Source organism: Paenibacillus sp. NPDC058367, assembly GCF_042723305.1.
In the GTDB taxonomy this organism is placed as follows: Bacteria; Bacillota; Bacilli; order Paenibacillales; family Paenibacillaceae; genus Paenibacillus_AQ.
Window position 1 is genome coordinate 716,389 of the sequence record NZ_JBHXIZ010000003.1, and the last position, 17,280, is coordinate 733,668.

The 17,280-nt window shown below is 45.6% G+C and carries 10 protein-coding genes; 2 read left to right on the top strand and 8 right to left on the bottom strand.

All coding sequences use genetic code 11. The features are described 5' to 3' along the window. Position 1: 1 nt before the first annotated feature. The 4 genes from ACFWMP_RS20085 to ACFWMP_RS20100 form a co-directional block, all read right to left on the bottom strand. Positions 2-1,183, bottom strand: a complete 1,182-nt coding sequence (locus ACFWMP_RS20085; protein ID WP_379424558.1) for an exonuclease SbcCD subunit D — start codon at positions 1,181-1,183, stop codon at positions 2-4. Positions 1,184-1,224: 41 nt separating this feature from the next. Continuing rightward, positions 1,225-5,343: a helicase-exonuclease AddAB subunit AddA gene (addA, locus tag ACFWMP_RS20090; RefSeq protein WP_379424606.1), complete on the bottom strand. Its 4,119-nt coding sequence runs from the start codon at positions 5,341-5,343 to the stop codon at positions 1,225-1,227. 2 nt (positions 5,344-5,345) lie between these two features. Then, on the bottom strand, positions 5,346-8,858 hold the full coding sequence (addB, locus tag ACFWMP_RS20095; RefSeq protein WP_379424559.1) for a helicase-exonuclease AddAB subunit AddB: 3,513 nt from the start codon (positions 8,856-8,858) through the stop codon (positions 5,346-5,348). A gap of 504 nt (positions 8,859-9,362) precedes the next feature. Next, complete coding sequence (locus ACFWMP_RS20100; RefSeq protein ID WP_042190961.1) at positions 9,363-10,157, bottom strand: MerR family transcriptional regulator; 795 nt, start codon at positions 10,155-10,157, stop codon at positions 9,363-9,365. Between the two features lie 248 nt (positions 10,158-10,405). On the opposite strand from ACFWMP_RS20100, the gene ACFWMP_RS20105 reads away from it, so the two are divergent. After that, positions 10,406-11,080, top strand: a complete 675-nt coding sequence (locus tag ACFWMP_RS20105) for a DUF4097 family beta strand repeat-containing protein (protein WP_379424560.1) — start codon at positions 10,406-10,408, stop codon at positions 11,078-11,080. A gap of 358 nt (positions 11,081-11,438) precedes the next feature. Here ACFWMP_RS20105 and ACFWMP_RS20110 read toward each other — a convergent pair whose 3' ends face one another. Further along, a complete protein-coding gene (locus ACFWMP_RS20110; RefSeq protein ID WP_379424561.1) occupies positions 11,439-12,863 on the bottom strand; it encodes a class I SAM-dependent rRNA methyltransferase in 1,425 nt (474 codons plus the stop codon). Between the two features lie 99 nt (positions 12,864-12,962). On the opposite strand from ACFWMP_RS20110, the gene ACFWMP_RS20115 reads away from it, so the two are divergent. After that, a complete protein-coding gene (locus ACFWMP_RS20115) occupies positions 12,963-13,949 on the top strand; it encodes a Na/Pi cotransporter family protein (RefSeq protein WP_339243204.1) in 987 nt (328 codons plus the stop codon). A 52-nt stretch (positions 13,950-14,001) separates the two neighbouring features. On the opposite strand, the gene ACFWMP_RS20120 is transcribed toward ACFWMP_RS20115, so the two are convergent. From ACFWMP_RS20120 to ACFWMP_RS20130, 3 genes are all read right to left on the bottom strand, one after another. Then, positions 14,002-14,832: an energy-coupling factor transporter transmembrane component T family protein gene (locus ACFWMP_RS20120; protein WP_339243205.1), complete on the bottom strand. Its 831-nt coding sequence runs from the start codon at positions 14,830-14,832 to the stop codon at positions 14,002-14,004. Then, a complete protein-coding gene (locus ACFWMP_RS20125; protein WP_339243207.1) occupies positions 14,829-16,535 on the bottom strand; it encodes an ABC transporter ATP-binding protein in 1,707 nt (568 codons plus the stop codon). Before ACFWMP_RS20125 ends, ACFWMP_RS20120 begins: the two co-directional genes overlap by 4 nt. A 110-nt stretch (positions 16,536-16,645) precedes the next feature. Continuing rightward, positions 16,646-17,206, bottom strand: coding sequence for an ECF-type riboflavin transporter substrate-binding protein (locus ACFWMP_RS20130; protein WP_042190972.1), 561 nt, complete (start codon positions 17,204-17,206; stop codon positions 16,646-16,648). Positions 17,207-17,280: the final 74 nt, after the last annotated feature.

A 17,280-nucleotide genomic window follows, 5' to 3' on the forward strand; every position in this document is an offset into this window, starting at 1 on the left:
CTTAGTTCTCCTCTCCTTCCTCTGGCTGACGCCGTTCTTCTTCGGTTAGCTGTAAGAACAGCTCTATCAAGCTATCCTCCGGTTCTGCTCCACCTGTCTGACGCTGATAGAATTTACGGAACAATTCTTGCACCGGCATTCGTGAACGGGCAGTTTGTTCGAGCTCCATCTCCATTTGCGGGTAGATGGGACGAATATGAATGATCCCCTCGCGTGATTTGCGCAGGCGCTGAATATCATTCATCGACATGGCTTCACTAAGCCGAATCTCCAAATCTATAAAAGCAGAAGCATCTCTACCTTCATCCAGCCAGTTATATACCTCCTGCAATCCACCTGTGGAGCTCCATCTTACAAGCGGACGCCCACAGCGAAGATAGATTTCTTCAAAGGTTGGCTCACCACCCGGCGCAACATCAATCAGCGTCACCGATTTAGCCTGTCCTGCTTCAGAAAAACTGTATGCCAGCGGAGATCCGCTGTAACGGATCATTCCTTCCCCTTTGACACGTTGTGCGCGATGAAGATGACCTAGTGCAGTATATTGCGCTCCACAAGCCAAAGCAGAAGGATCAACGGTATACGCTCCGCCCACTTGAATTGGACGTTCCGAATCACTTTCCACACCACCAAGCACATAAATATGGCTCATCGCCAAATTTACAGTCTGCGGCGTGAATTCCCGTCCCAACAGCTGCATGAGCTTGCCAACCCGTGCACTATAAGCTAGTCGAAGCTCCTCTTCTCCGCTATCTCCTGCAAGCAGTTCACCGAGACGCGCCTCGGAGGGATAAGGAAGAGCTGCGATTTTGGCGATCTCACCCGTGCGTACAGCATGAACAGTCACTGGCTCTGAGGTAGGAAGCCCCACTAATGTAATCCCCTGCCTTAATACAAGCGGTGAGACTGAAGATACGCGCTCCGGTTGATCATGATTTCCGGCGATTACAACAAGGGGCCTGCCCCCTGAAGTCAGCCTTGCAGCAGCCTCATAGAATAGTTGTTCTGAAGCCGCTGGTGGATTAACGGAATCGTACACATCTCCCGCCATCATTATCAAATCCACTTTATGAAAATCGGCGATCTCCACCAGTTCATCTATGAACTGCTCTTGCTCCTTCTGCCGGCTTCTTCCTTCCAGCGTTCGGCCGAGGTGCCAATCTCCCGTATGCAATATCCGCATCTTCGTCCTCTTTCCCCGCTCCTACGCGGTAATGAATAGATTTATAATTTCACAGCATGTCCGCCGTCAAAAAAGTACAGCCAAATCTCGCTGATCGGTTCTCCCAAAATATCATGTAATGCCTTGCTGTATAACTCTAGCTGAAAACGATATTTTTCCTTAAGCGCTACTAACCCACCCTGATGTTCTAAAACAGAGTCCGTCTTATAGTCTAACAGAATAATCCGGTCCTCTTCGCGGAACAGGCAGTCAATGACCCCTTGGATCAGCACTCCTTCACTAAAGCCTTCATTATTATTTCCATGGCTTAGCTCTGTGACGGCTTTATTCATATAATCGAGCCCTCCATAAGCCTCGCCTGCGGGAAGCATATAACTGAACGGCATTTCTCTAAGCTTCCAAGAAGAATCTATTAATCTACGACCAAGCTCATTCGTATAAAAAGTCTCTATCTGATCGGGGGATACCGCCTCCACCTGCTCAGCAGTTAGAATAGCTAATCTCTGCAAACGGGCTAATGTTTCTTCCACAACTTTAGGATCAACAGAACCCTCCAGCGGAATATGCTGCATAACCGTATGGTAGGCTGTCCCGCGCTCCGCTGGGGTTAGACTGCGCTTTTCCATAAATTTCGGACGCCGCAAATGCAGACTGTCTGCTCCTGCCACATCTGTACGTTTATTGTTTTCTGTTGAGGTGACAGGATAGCCACCTTCCTCTAGAAGATCATAAGAAGGCTGGTCCTGCATCGACAACAAAGATTTCAACTCTGTAACAGAGGTTTTGGCCGGAATACCAGAGGCAGCCGCAAACGGATAGGGCCATTCTAGTCTTCTAGCAATTTCATCGCTATTCACTGATCCATAGACACTTACAGATTCACCTTTTTGCAGCGCCTTGAGTACAGATTGACGTTCTTCTGCTTTGTCCTCTGAGTCATCCGAAGGAAGGAACGCCCCGGAATTCAGTTCGGAAGCATTCTGCACACTGATGCTCCAGTTCGAGACATCGCTGTGCAGCACTGTCGAGACTGTGCCTTCAGAGCCGCCTAGCTTCCGAAGAATAGCCGCCGCCGGATGCCGGATCAATGCCGGTCCAACCCAGTCCAGATAGCTGCGACCCCGGGCTAGTAAATGATCAGCAAGCAGTAGCTCATCCCGATTCTGCACACTGCTCCAGCTAGCAATTTTCCGTGGTAAATCTCTTACGGTACCGACTAGAATCATCTTATCTCTCGGACGAGTTAAAGCTACATATAATACCCGCATTTCCTCAGCCAATAATTCAAGTCGTGTACGACGATTAATAGCCAAATAAGGAAGCGTAGGGTAGCTGACCCGTGTTTCCCGCTCCACAAAACGTGGCCCAAAGCCAAGCTCCTTGTGCATCAGGAAAGGAGAATGCAAATCCTGCCGATTAAACTGCTTGGCCATACCCGCTATAAAAACAACAGGAAACTCTAAGCCTTTGGATTTATGGATAGTCATAATTCTGACCCCATTGCCCTCTTCGCCGCCACCACCAGCTACACCAAGATCTCCGCCATTCTCACGAAGCCGTGAAATGAACACCAGAAAACGGAACAACCCACGCGCCGCAGTATCATTCTCAAATTGAACAGCCCGATCATACAGAGCTTTAAGATTGTTCTGTCGCTGTGAGCCTCCAGGCAAGCCTCCAACCCATTCCAGATAGCCGCTCTCACCATAAATACGCCAGATCAGCTCACTGAGACTGCCTTGTCTAGCTGCATCTCTCCAGCTTTCAAGCCGTTCTAGAAAATTCTTAAGCTTTTGCTTCAGCTTTAGGCTGATTTGCGGTAAAGCTCCACTTCCAGATTCCACCTCATTAATGATTTCATCATTATTATCTGAGGTAACTTTCTCTTCCGCTGCACTTGCTGTTTCTATCACATGAGCCGAGAAAAGATCGTATTCTTCCTCAGCTTCGTTTGCATCTTGCATGTTCGCTGCCATTTGTACAGCACGATAGAAAGAACCATGGCTGTACATCCGAACTTTAGCCAGTTCCTCTTCAGTTAAACCAACAACAGGTGAACGAAGCACACCAGCGAGTGGAATATCCTGCTGAGGATTATCGACTATTTTTAAGAGTGAGAGTGCAATTTCTACTTCTGTAGCTTCAAAATAGCCTTTATTCAGATCTCCGTAAGCAGGGATTCCCTCCATCCGAAGCTCTTCAATAATTAAAGGGGTCCATATTCTCGCCGAACGAAGCAAAATCACGATATCACCATAAATCACTGGGCGCATAATCTTAAGCCCTTTATCATAAATCAGCAGCGGAGATCCGCCATTCAGGCCAGTCATCTGTGAAATGCGGCGAGCAATCGCCCGTGCTTCCAGTTGCGCAGTCTCACTTTCAATAGCTTCGCTTTCCTGAAGTGGAGTCTCACCGTCCTCAGTCTCTTCTACTTTACCTGCTGCCGCTCCGCGATCGATCAATAATAGCTCTGGTGCAAAAAAAGTATCTGGCCCCTTCTCTGCTGCACCCGGGAAATTCGCTCCATACACAAGCTCAGCACGTTCGTCATAATTAATCTCCGCCACTGTCTCGTTCATAATCTGCCGAAAAATCATATTTACGGCATTTACAACCTCCATACGACTACGGAAATTACGGGCTAGATCGATAACCGAACCGCCGGACGATTCATTAGGCTTCTCAGATAACTCGCTTAACTCGGATTCGCCAACTGTATTACTGCCACCTCCGGCATTCTTAGAGCCAAAGCTACGGTATTTATCCAGGAACAGCCCCGGCTCTGCCAGACGGAACCGATAAATACTTTGCTTCATATCTCCGACCATAAATCGGTTACCAGGTGTTTCGCGGGAGATAAGCCGCACAATCTCTTCTTGCACACTATTCGTATCCTGATATTCATCTAACAGAACCTCATCGAATTGGGCACGGTACTCCATCGCTGCATCAGAAGGCAGGGAATGGCCTGGTAGAGAATCTGGATGGCGCAAAATTTGCAGACAATAATGCTCCAAATCACTAAAGTCGACGAGACCCCGTCCTGCTTTTTCGATTCGATAACGTTCACCGAACGCTATCACCGTCTCAGCAAGCTCTGCCATAAGAGGAGCCGCCTCGTTCAGTTCTCTCAAAAAAACTTCTGCAGGACGGCCAAACAATGCCTTCTGAAGATCTAAAATACTCTTCTTCACACTATCGCGCAGTTCTTTAACCATTTCCTGCAGTCCAGGATCTGTCGAATCCTTCTTACAAGCTTTCAATTTTCCAAAGTATACTTCCATGAAAATATCATATAATTCTGCCCATGGCCGTTCATTCACAGCCTCCTGCAATGCATTTACCATCTCAAGGTCAGTCGTCAAATTCTCGGCATAAGGCGCCGGACCACCCGGCTGTAACGCGATCTCCCGACCTTGGATAAGCTGACTGGCTGCACCCGCAAGGGTCAGCTTCGCTTCTTCAAGAATACTTAGCACCCAAGGAGTTCGACCTAAGCTATCTGTGTCTGGTAATGAGAAATCAGCTGCGGTATCACGAAGCCACTGCTCTGGCCAAGGATGGCTGCGGGCATAATCATGCAGTCGCTGTATGAGCGCATGTACCGCATCATCGCTGCGTTCACCACTGAACCAGTCAGCAAGCTGTACAAATACACTATCCGCGCCATCTTCACCTACTTCACCGTATTTTTCCTCCAGCAGCTCTTGAAGCAGCTCCTGCCGCATCATCTCTGCTTCATGTTCGTTCAGGATACGGAAACCAGGATCTATAGGAATAATCTGATAATAACGCCGGATCACTTCCAGACAGAAGGAGTGTAATGTTGTAATCGAGGCTTTCCCGAGCAACGACAGCTGACGGCGTAAATGGTCATTCTCTCCATTCTCCTCAAGCTCCCGATCTAGTGCTTCCCTAATCCGCTGGCGCATCTCGGCAGCAGCAGCTTTGGTAAACGTAGCTACCAGCAATCTATCTACGCTAAAGCCATTCTCTTCCTTGCTGATTTTGCGAATAATCCGTTCTACAAGTACCGCTGTCTTACCGGAACCTGCCGCCGCGGCAACGAGGATATCATCACCGCTCTCAGCGATGGCGCGCCACTGGTCATCACTCCATATGCTTCCTTCCGGTTTCGCTTCTATTTCAGACTTCATACTCACGGTGTAGTTCCTCCTTTGCGGGACAGCAGATCCCAAATAACGTCCTTCCCTGGCTTACCCAGATTGTTGTAGCCATTGCCTTCCACGGCTTCATCGAACTGGCAGACGGGTCTAAAGGAACAGAATGTGCAGGCTGTCTCTTGCCCAATCCGGTATGGCTCAATCGCCACATCACCTTCCGTAATGCGTGTCCCGATATCCGAGATCGTTCCCCGAACGGATGATAATAAGTGTCCCCATTGCTCTGGTGTAGCTACAGAAGCACTACTATAAAAACTGCCATCAGCTTTTACTGCTACAGGCACGATAGAAGAATACCCTTTGTCTAAAGTCGTATCCATCAGGGATACTACCTCGCGGTCTGCTGTAAGCAGTCCTTTCATCTTGAAGCGTTTCAGCAATTCTTGTTCTGCCTGTTCCTTGTTCATCCCGTTAGATGAGGTTAACAGTGGGTCATGTACGTGGAAATACAGTGTCCCTGCTGGAAGCGCCGGTTGCCCGAGCCATTGCTCCGAGTACGTAAGCAGCACATCCAGATAGGTCAGCATCTGTAGCGATAATCCATAGTACACTTCATGCAGCTTGAGGTCTTTTTGACTCGATTTATAATCAATCACCCGCAGAAGAATTCCATTCTCTCCACGGGCCATGTCTACACGGTCAATCCGTCCAACAACCTCCATCACACAGCCATTCGGCAGCGTAATTCTTAAAGGAGGCAACTCCTTATCCGGTCCAAAATCCAGCTCCAGCCCTACCGGCTCAAAGCTGCCTCGGCGGGCATGCTCGCCCAGAATTACAGAAGCACGTCCAACAATATTTTTTAGCTTGCGTGAGATGTATCCGTAACGTTTAGAGCTCATCAGAATTTCACCCTGCAGCATCGGCGATAAACGTTCTACCGTCTCACTTGCCTCACGCTGACATTCTTCAGGAGACAAGCTTCCCCAGCCGCGGCCCTCTTCTTTCAGTCTTACCGCCATGTCACTTAACGCAGCATGGAACAGTTGTCCAATATCAGGTGCTTGCAGCTTATATAGCTGGCGTTCCTTCAGTCTAAGTCCGTAAGATGCAAAATGGGAGAAGGAGCAAGCAACAAACTTCTCCATCCGGGACACACTGCCTCGCAGTGTCGATCCACCGTACAATCTAAGGCTTGTTCCACGTTTTAGCTTCGTTCCCACGTTACGGTAGAACAATGAACTGAGCAGACGTTTCAATTCGAGACTACGAATATCATCAGCAGCGAACCAGTTATACACATCCCACCATAATTCAGGTATCTCCGTCCCCTGGCGCCACTGGCGTAGCTGCATAATCAATGCACGAAGACTCTGTTCTGGATGACCAATGTAACCGAGGTGAATGGAATCTCTGACTTCTTCTGGTAGTCCTGCAGGGGGAAGTGCTGCCAAGCTGTGCTCATGAACCCTTGGGAACATTCTATGCAAATGACGGATTACCTCAGAGGGAAGGAGCGCCTTACCCTCATCATCAGCAGTGGCGTAGCTAATCCAGAGCTTTCGACTTCCTGTCGTTAGCGCATTATAGATCAAAAACCGCTCGTCCAGCAGTTTACGAGAAGCACCAGGAGCAAGCTCCATACCGGCGTTCTCAAGTACAGAGCGTTCGCCTTCCGAGAGAATTCCATCCTCCTTAAACTGCGCAGGCACAACACCTTCATTAAATCCAAGCAAAAAAGCGTATTTAACTCCCGTTGGTCGAGTCCGATCCATGTTACCAACCAGTACTTGATCGAGCGCGGGAGGAACAAGTCCCATCTTAAGCTCAGCAAGTCCTGTCTCTAGGACTCCGGTGAACACATCAAATCCAAGTCTCTCGTTGCCCATCATCTCGACGATCTGATCTAGAAGATCAAGCACTGCACCCCACAGCTGACTATGTTCTCTAGCCTTCTCGGGTTGCCCCTTCTCCATAGCACCGACACTAAGTTTCTCCAGCTTTCGAGCAACATCCGTCTCATCAAGCAGCTTGTACACTGCGGTACATAGTTCAAGGCCGCTTCTACTCTTCTGTATCCGTTGCTCAAAAGCAAATAGAGGACCCGTTATACTAGCACGGCATCGCTCCATTGTAGCAAGCAGTTCTTCATCCATCTGTCTGCCGCCTTCCAGCGACAAGCTAGGAATCCCTTTCCATGAACGGCCATCCGTCCAGCGATACCCTTGAATCCCACAAGCCAGCACATAATTCTCTAAGGCGTCCATATCCTCACGCGTAATACTACCGTCCAGCGGTAGCAAAAGCTCTGTCTTTACACAGCGGAATACATCCTCGAAGCGCCAGCGTCGACGCACCACATCCAATGCGGAGCGTACAAACTCTACCAATGGATGGTGCAGCTCATTTACCTTCTGGTCCAGAAAAAAAGGTACTCCGTAATCTTGGAACAACGGTTTAATCAGTTGCTCGTAATCTCCAATATTACGCATCAATACGGCCATTTCACCATATTTTGCACCTTCATCTCGCGCCAGTCTGATCATTTCACGCAGTGCTCCCTCAACCTCTGCTCTATGAGAAACTGCTGCGCCTATAGATATCGCTTCATTTGCCAGTTCATCTGCACCCATCCAGACCTTTCGGCGGTCATATCCCCTTTCGAGATGAGCAAGAACAGGACTTTCTTCAAAACGCGGAAGAACCGCTGGCTTCAGAAGCTCGTCCCACACATCAATGCCTAGCTCTTCAGCTATTCCACGCAGTTTAATGTAAGTAACCGCAGTTGGGTGAAACAATTCAAGCTCATTCAACTGATCTCCATAGGGATACGAACGATCAAGTGTAAGGGACACGGTCAGCTTCGATGCTTGCTGCATCAATTCTCGAAGCACTTCGAATTCCTGCGGGGTAAAGCCGTGGAACCCATCTACCCAAATCTCCGCCCCGCGAATGTAAGAGGAATCAGGAATATGCTCAGCTAGTTCCGCTAAACGATCCTCTTCGTCGATATAGAGGCGTGACATTTCCTTCTCTAAATCGCTGAATACCAGCTGTAAATCATCCAGCTTGCCTTCAAGAATAGGACTTCTTGCAATAGCGCCTCGCATTGCGGATAACTGCTCCTCTAAATCAGAGGAAGCCAAGCAGCAACGCTTCATCTCCGTATGCAGTTGATTCAACCGTTCCACAAAACCCGGTCTGTCGGCAGAGGCACCGAACAATTTCAGTTCCTCTTTACGGCGACTTATGATTTTGTAAATCAACATCTTTTTACCTTCTTCACTGATCGGCAGACTAGCGCTGCCTCCAGTTTCCTGTTTCACTCGATAGGCAAGCCGAGAAAAGCTCAGTGTCTGCGCCCGAATGCTTCCCTTCACATTCCCTACGGTCAAAAGCCCCCGTTCTGCTCCAAAGGAACCTTGTTCCGGTACAAGAATAATGATCGGCGCGCCAAGAGGCTCCTTCTCTAATGAAGAAGAAATAGACTCCCATATTTTTGTTGTCTTGCCACTACCAGAGCGGCCTAGTAAAAAGGTTACCGACATAAATGATAGACTCCTTCCGTAGCGGAGAAAATGTATATGAAACAAGGTGAAATACTCACCGTTTGATAATGTTCAAATGAAAAAGTTCAGTCGTTCCTCGTCCCCTCAGTATAACATAGCTGCACAAATCAGAACATGCGTTTGCTAGTATTTTCTAATGATTTACAATAAAAAAGCTACGAAGTAAACAGCAACTAACGTATTGTGGTGACTTGCTGTTTAGTATTTCTAGTTTGTTAATACCCGGTGCTCAACGTTCGATGCTTTCTGTTTGGAGCGTAGAGTTAGGGTTCGAGATTCGGGTTCGCTTATAGCGTTAATCTACCAGTTAGCTTAATAGATAACATTGAACTATAGTTAAATATTTATCTAATCGGCGAAGTATAACGTTCTTGTCCTCAGTCAGGGGCAAGAAACATGATTCCTTAATCAAAAAAAGCCGCTAAATTAGCGGCTTTCAATCAAACATTTTTCTTTTCCTAAACCTTTTCCTTTGTATTTAATCTAACATGAGTGTTTCTTAATGAACAGTTGTATCTGATAATCCCACTGCAATATTCCAGTCACAATAATGTTATGAAGAACAAAATCTGGACACACATTGTATTCCGTCTTTGCCCTTTCAAGTAAACTTTGTAATACAGCATTCTTATTCTCTTCGGTACAAATTGCACACAGATAGTCCCCTTCTGGTAGCACAGTCAGCCCCTCTAAAGACGGATATTTCAAGCAAACAGCAAATAATCGTGTTATTCCTTCAGTCGTGAACATTCCTGCCATATCTTCAAACAGAAATTGTGAATGCAGAGACGTTTCAATTTGTTGATAGAAATGTCTGTGATAGTCCCATAAATTCTTAAGTGTGGGGCTTTCCATTTTATTCGAAAGCATAATTACCCTTTCCTCTATGTGTCTGACAAAGTAATTTTCACTTTGACTATAACCGTCGTGGAACTTATTTTCATAATGTAGATAGGCACGTTTAATTTTCGATTTTGCATACTGCAGACGAGCAATTTTATCGTCTGCTCTTTTTTCTGCTTGTTTTAGAAATGCAATTACTTTAGAGAGATCATTCTGCTGCAAAATATCTTTAATATCCATTAAAGTAAGATCCATTGCTTTGAGCAGTTCAATGGTTTGCAGCTTTACGAGCTCCTGCTCGGAATAGTATCGATATCCCGACAGTTCATCTTTATGGCATGGCTTGACTAATCCAATACGATCATAGTGCCGCAAGGTCTCAGTGGTCATCTCAACGATCTCTGCTGCTTGCTTAATTGTAAAATAGTTGTTCATATCTACCCTCTTGACCTTTTTGTAACACAAAAGTTTATGATGATTAAAACATATGCGACTTATAAACGCAACGAAATACAAAATGAATTTATTACCAGAGAGGAATGCAAATATGAAGAACTAAATCATGTATCAAAGGATTATCCTTTGTTGTATATCTGAATTTGTCTGCATAGCAGCTTAATATTGGCATTCGTAGGACTGGCTATATTTAAAAGAAAAATGAGTTAACGAAGGAGCGTTTTATAATGAAAAGTACTGCAAAAAAATTACTAACTACTATAGGCATATTGGTGACACTATTGATATCATTAGCAGGATGTTCCTCCGACTCCACTTCCATGGAGGAAAAAAATCACACCATACCTGCCCAAAATATTGATACCTTAACAATTGATGTAAAGGACAAAAAAATAAATATCCTCCAATCTAAAGATGAACAAATTCATATTGTTTACTATGAAAGTGAGAAAGATTTTCACAAGATTGATCTATCTGACGATAAAGAACTGTCAATGGTAAGTGACAGTAATAAGGAATGGAACGACTATATCGGAGGAAAAGGCTCGCAAGTAACCAGAACTATTCAGGTATCGATACCTGATGCAACTTTAAAAAATTTGACTTTAAAAACATCAAATGAAAGTATTGTATTACCAACAATCGTGTTTTTAGGGACAGTGGAAGTAAATATAAATAACGGAAATATCCAACTGGACAAATTGAATGTAGGGACGGCTATAACCCTTGAAACAAAAAACGGAAATATTAGCGGTTCAATTCTAGGGTCATATGATGATTTCGCGATCTTAAGCAAGGTAAAAAAAGGAGAAAGCAATTTGCCTGCCAATAAAGAGAATGGTTCGAAAAAATTATCTGCTTATACAAATAACGGCGATATTACCTTACAATTTTCTGAGTAGCCAGTAGTTAAATATTGGATCGTATGAAGTCAGATACAATATTGAAAGGGATAACCCCTGTGTTCACTTTTGAAACTTCTGGTCCTACCTCTTCGACTATTCTACCGGCCTATAACCGATAAAATATCCGTCTTGTAATGGAAAACAGCGGCTTATACTTTCTGGATTACATTCGGACTCAGGAGTCGCTATTCATGAATTTCGTGCTGTTTTGGCAACTTATCGGACTAAGCGGACATACCTTGTTAATCCCGAATCCTACTCTTCTTAGAACACAGCAAAAAATCCGTAAAAAGAGGCCTCGATCGAAGACTCCTTTTACGGATTAAAATCCATTGCCTATATATGAACAGCCAGCTTATTTCTTACTCCGCACTTCAAAAATCGCAAACTTCAGATAGTGTCCTTCGTTAACGCCTAGAATCTGCGGATGGTCTTTGCCTGCGGCACGCCATTCCACAAGTCTCAATACTTTACCTGCATCTTTAGCTGCGTCGGCAATCGTCTCAAGGAATAGATCCGGCTGCATGTGGTAAGAACAACTTGCAGTAACCAAATATCCGCCTTCGTTCACCAGCTTCATGCCGTGTAGATTGATATCCTTGTAACCACGGCAAGCACCTGCTACTGCACTTTTAGTTTTCGCAAACGCTGGAGGGTCTAGGATAACTACATCCCAAGTTTTACCTCCACCTGCTGTCATCGGCTTGGAGGTATCTGTTTTGGTTGTTTTGCCTCCGGATTTAGCATTTGTAGACGCTACTGTTGATTCCATTCCGCTTGCAATCGTCGCCCGCTCCGAACGTTCCTCCAGACCTTTTACCTGATTGCGCAGGTATGCAAAAGCATCATCCACTACAAAGTCCACTCGATCACTAAAGCCATTCAGCTCCACATTGACCTTGGCACTCTCTATGGCATGAGCTGAAACGTCAAGGCAGGTTACTTTTTTCGCACCATACTTGCAAGCATGCAGAGTGAAGCTACCTGTGTGCGAGAAACATTCCAGCACTGTAGCACCATCCCAATAAGGGAAGGTTACGTGTTTACCACTCTTGTTTACCGGCAAAGTTTGTAACGAGCCATCTTCTGTTTCGATTTCTTGCAGCGTAATGCCACTTCGTCCACCCCAGCCCTTCATGAGTGGGGCAATGGATGCTCTATTCTCACGCTGATCAAAGAAGTAGCCTGTCTTTTGGCCCTCTTCGATATCTACTACCAGCTTAAGGCCATTCTCACTTACGGTAACATGACGTGGGCATTCCCCGTACAGCACACCTGTAGTCTGCTCCATCCCTTCCAGTTCGCGCACGCTAACATCACTGCGTTCATAAATACCACGCGGTGCCATAACCTGTACAAGTGCTTCAACAATCTCTGTACGGCGCTTGTCCATTCCAAGTGTAAGGAGTTGTACAACTAGAATATCCCCGAACCGATCCACAATAAGCCCTGGCAAAAAGTCCGCCTCACCATAAACCAAACGATATGCATCTGCCCCAGGGAGGAAACGTTCTCTATGTTGCAGACAATTCGTAAACCGTTCTACGAAAAAAGCTGTATCCATGATCGCCAGTGGTCCCTGCGATACAATTCTCACCCGGATTTGCGATGCTGGATTGTAATAGCCCACGGCCAAAAACCGGCCTTGATGATTTAGGACATCTACTAATCCCCCTGCTTCTGGGTTTCCTTCAACTGATGCAACTTCACCTGCGTAGACCCATGGATGGCCCTGTTCTAATCTTTTTTTGCGATTGCGTTCTAAAATAACCGATGCCAATGACTTCAACTCCCTGTTTCTCTAAAAATGATTTTATACATGTCCTACACGTTACTTTCATATATTGGTGTACAACCCTCGTCCAAAGGAGTATGCCCAATGTTCCGTGATCTGCTTTTCCCTATTATATATGGTCTTGTCATTTTTCTGGCTGGCATGAAGCTAATGGAAACAGCATTGTCCAAGCTTGCAGGGCCACTGTTAACTACAAGCCTGAATAAGGCAACCTCTACACCTATCAAAGGCTTGATCGCAAGCAGTGTACTGTCAGCCCTGCTTCAGAGCAGCACGGCTGTAACTGTGCTAACGATCGGTATGGTGAATGCCGGCCTGCTCACCTATGCTCGTACACTTGGCATTATCCTAGGCAGCAACATCGGCACCACTTTGACCACAGAGTTAATCGGACTTCAGATCAATTCCATGGCATCGCCACTGCTGGCTGCCTCACTGAGTCTGTGGGCCGCAGCGGTTATAGCTGGCGAGTTACCGCATACATCACGGGCAGCAGCACTATGCCGGAAAATATCAGAGCCGCTGCAATTCATCAGCCTGGCTGTATCAGGATTCGCCCTAGTCCTATGGGGAATTGCAGTCATGCAGTCCATTGGCGGGACGCTTCAGGAGAGTGGCCTATTCCTTTGGTTCCTGAATCATGCAACCACAAGTGCCCTATGGGGACTCGCCGCTGGTGCCTGCTTAACTGCCCTGTTACATAGCAGCGCAGCAGTTATCGCCATGGCCATGGGCATTGCTGCCTCTGGTGCCATGCCACCAGAGCTCGGCATAGCCATCGTGCTCGGTGCCAACGTCGGTACCTGCGTCACGGCAGTCATCGCTTCCATCGGTGGCTCGTCTTCTGGTGTCTTTGTCGCTTGGTCGCATGTTGTCCTCAATGTAAGCGGTGCGCTACTGTTCCTACCTCTTATTGGGCCCCTACAAGCAACTGCTGCATGGATTGGCGGAGGAGCCGCCTCACAAATCGCCCATGCACAGACTATTTTTAACGTAGTATGCTCGCTAATCGCACTGCCATTATGTTACCTGCCTGTATGGTCAAGACTGGAGAAACGTCTTCAATCGTAACAATATACTGTAACGCCTGATCCCAAACTTTCCACAACTGTACTATTATACTTCAATCGAAAATATTATAAAACCGCGATCCATCGTAAAAAGTGATTACCGTCGAAGATGTTGCGATCAGAGCGAATAAGATTAAAGCAATATAGTCATTTCTTGAGAACGGACGACTGCTGTACCAAGTCCGTTTTCTATTAGTTCCGAAGCCACGTAACTCCATAGCCGTACTAATATTCTCAATTCGCTCAATGCTAGTCAGAATCAAGGGCATTAGAATCGAAATGATATTTTTAAGCCGCTTAGGCAGCTTTTCTTTTCGAGAGATGTCTATTCCCCGTGCCTGAGCAGAGAATGATATATTCTCATAATCTCTTTGGATATCCGGAATGTACCGCAGCGCAAGCGATACAGAATATGCAATTTTATAATTCACACCAATCCGGTTTAAAGACGCTGCGAATTCACTAGGATTTGTCGTTAGAAGGAACAACAGTGCCATGGGAATGACTACTGCATACTTAAGGGCAATATTTAATTGGTAGAATAGCTGCTCATATGTAACGGTATACCGACCTACAAGATGAACAATATCATGACGTGAACCGTAAACCTTTACACCTTCCAAAGGAGAAAAAATAAAGATAGCTATATGATTAAGCACAAAGAAGATCAGGATAAAATATAATACGAAAGCATAATCCTGAAATTGAACTTTAGAGACTCTAAAGGCAATCAAACTAAATAATAACATCACTATTAGACATCTTGTATCATATGTAATCATCCCTGTCACAGACCACACTATAAATAAAATCAGCTTAGTAGCGCCTGTAAGACGGTGAATAGGTGAATCTTGCTTCGTAAAAGTTAACATTGTGGCCTTCATCCGCCCCGGCTCCTCCTGTCGTATGCAATAAATCTTCTTACGAACTCTTCTGGCTGATCCAATTGGACCCTCATAGCCAATGTAAATAGTGAGGTCTCTTTCAAATTAGCATTCCTCACTACTTCTATATTGGTTAATACTCGCTCAGGGCTATCATCAGCAAGCTTAACACCATCAGACAACACTACAGCTCTATCGGCATACTCCAGCATAAGATGCATATCATGCGTAATCATAATGACTGTCATTCCCTGTTCCCGAAGCGTCAAAAGAAATTCCATCATTTCGTTGTAGTGCCTATAATCCTGTGCTGCAGTCGGCTCATCTAATATGATCACTTCCGGCTCCAGGATCATAATAGAAGCAATAGTCACACGTTTCTTCTGACCGTAGCTGAGCGCAGAGATGGGCCAGCTACGAAAAGCGTATAGACCGCATATTTTCAAAACATGATGCACTCGCTCACGAATAATCTCCTCGGACACCCCTCGTAATTTAAGGCCTAGCGCAACCTCATCATATAAAAGCGTCTTAGAAATCATATGATTAGGATTCTGCATCACGAAACCGATCCGCTCTGCCCGCTCCTTAATCGTATCCTTGGCAATATCCCTTCCGTTCATCAATATCGAACCGGAAGTGGGCTTATAAAAGCCACAGATAAGCTTAGATACCGTGGATTTCCCAGCACCATTTCTCCCAGCTATACAGACCATTTCTCCTTTATGAATAAGAAGGTTAAGTTTATGAAGTACTGGTCTGCTCTTCTCATAACCGAATGAAACATCATGTAACTCAAGGATAGGTAGACTCTCACGTTTATCCTGCTGCGAATTATTATTATCATACCAGTACTCAAGCTTGCTGGAGCAAGAGTCCAGCCGAATTTCATCTATATGCTGTGGATTCATATCTGATGCAATCGTACATCCTGCATACTTTAAAGCCGTTAAATAGAGAGGTTCCCGAATGCCTACTTCTGAAAGTAAGCGAGTGCTTAATAGCTCAGTTGCTGGCATATCCGCCGCAATGCGTCCGTCATGGATCACAATAATGCGGTCCACCGCACGGTGAAGTACTTCCTCGAGCCTGTGCTCGATAATAATAACCGTTTTACCGGTCTCTTTTTGCACTCGGTCAATAAGCTCAATCGCTTTTGTGCCGGTATATGGATCTAAGTTTGCCAAAGGCTCATCAAACAACAGGATGTCCACATTACCAACCAGAACACCAGCTAAGGTTGTTTTCTGCTTCTGACCACCTGACAATTCCTGAGGTGACGCTCCTAAATATTCGTGGATATCCACGGCTGTTGCCGCAGCCACTACCTTTTCTATCATTTCGGCCTGTTGAACCGCGTGATTCTCCAGACTGAAGGCGATATCCTCTCCAACCGTTAATCCAACAAATTGTCCATCCGGGTCTTGTAGTACAGTCCCGACCTGATCCGACAATGCTGCAATACTAAGTTCTTTCTGCTCCAGACCCATAATTCGCAATGACCCAGACATTTCACCTTTATAGGCAAAAGGAATGAGTCCGTTTATACAATGAGCCAGTGTACTTTTTCCAGAACCAGAGGGTCCCACAATAAGTACCTTCTCCCCTTCGGCAATCGTTAAGTTGATATCTATGAGTGTAGGCTCCTGCTGTGCTCGATATTGAAAACTAAAATCCTTAAATTCAATCACTGCTTTTTTCATCCTTGACCTTCCTCTTAGCTTCGTTTGAAGAATTTCACTTCCATTATATGTTTTACAGCCATAAAAAAGCCGGTGATCTCCACCGGCTTTTGGTTTGGATTATATGCTACTCAGGCTTCTCTGGTCAAGCTGCCTTGCTTCGTTCTTGTCTTTGCATATGCAATTGCGAGTAGTGAGCCAATCACTGCTACAGTGACTATATTGGATGCTCCGGCGATAAGTCCTTGTGTGAATACTTTATTCGCTGGTTCTGCATAGATTAGAATATCCAGTACAGGTGCTACTAAGAACCAGGCGATTGCGTTTGCTACAATCTGGGCCAGATTAAAACGAATCAGTTCCTTTCGTCCGAACTCCCCGTCATGAATTCCAATTCTAGCCACAAGCAGACCAACAACGAGCCCAACAATTCCAGAAGCGATCACCCAACTGAACCAAGGGGAACCATAAAAAATCGCATCCTTCAGTGTATGTCCGATCAGGCCAATGAGTAATCCGGCAAACGGACCGTACAACAGTGCAAACAATGCCAGTAAAGCGTATGTAGTCTCAATGTTAGTGTTTGGAATTCCGGATGGAATCGAACCGAACCTGCCCAAAATAACGAATAAAGCAGAACCGATACCAATCGCAACAATCGTCTTAATCGATAACACCTTTTGTTTTGCCATATTTTCATCTCCCCCAACGCTTCTCTTTTATTTTATGTAATTATACATCGGAATAGTCGGAATTAATATAGATT

What these genes read in the sequence shown, in the direction of transcription:
- ACFWMP_RS20085 (WP_379424558.1), bottom strand. Translation starts at nt 1,183, where the DNA reads ATGCGGATATTGCATACGGGAGATTGGCACCTCGGCCGAACGCTGGAA.
- addA (WP_379424606.1), bottom strand. Translation starts at nt 5,343, where the DNA reads ATGAAGTCTGAAATAGAAGCGAAACCGGAAGGAAGCATATGGAGTGAT.
- addB (WP_379424559.1), bottom strand. Translation starts at nt 8,858, where the DNA reads ATGTCGGTAACCTTTTTACTAGGCCGCTCTGGTAGTGGCAAGACAACA.
- ACFWMP_RS20100 (WP_042190961.1), bottom strand. Translation starts at nt 10,157, where the DNA reads ATGAACAACTATTTTACAATTAAGCAAGCAGCAGAGATCGTTGAGATG.
- ACFWMP_RS20105 (WP_379424560.1), top strand. Translation starts at nt 10,406, where the DNA reads ATGAAAAGTACTGCAAAAAAATTACTAACTACTATAGGCATATTGGTG.
- ACFWMP_RS20115 (WP_339243204.1), top strand. Translation starts at nt 12,963, where the DNA reads ATGTTCCGTGATCTGCTTTTCCCTATTATATATGGTCTTGTCATTTTT.
- ACFWMP_RS20120 (WP_339243205.1), bottom strand. Translation starts at nt 14,832, where the DNA reads ATGAAGGCCACAATGTTAACTTTTACGAAGCAAGATTCACCTATTCAC.
- ACFWMP_RS20125 (WP_339243207.1), bottom strand. Translation starts at nt 16,535, where the DNA reads ATGAAAAAAGCAGTGATTGAATTTAAGGATTTTAGTTTTCAATATCGA.
- ACFWMP_RS20130 (WP_042190972.1), bottom strand. Translation starts at nt 17,206, where the DNA reads ATGGCAAAACAAAAGGTGTTATCGATTAAGACGATTGTTGCGATTGGT.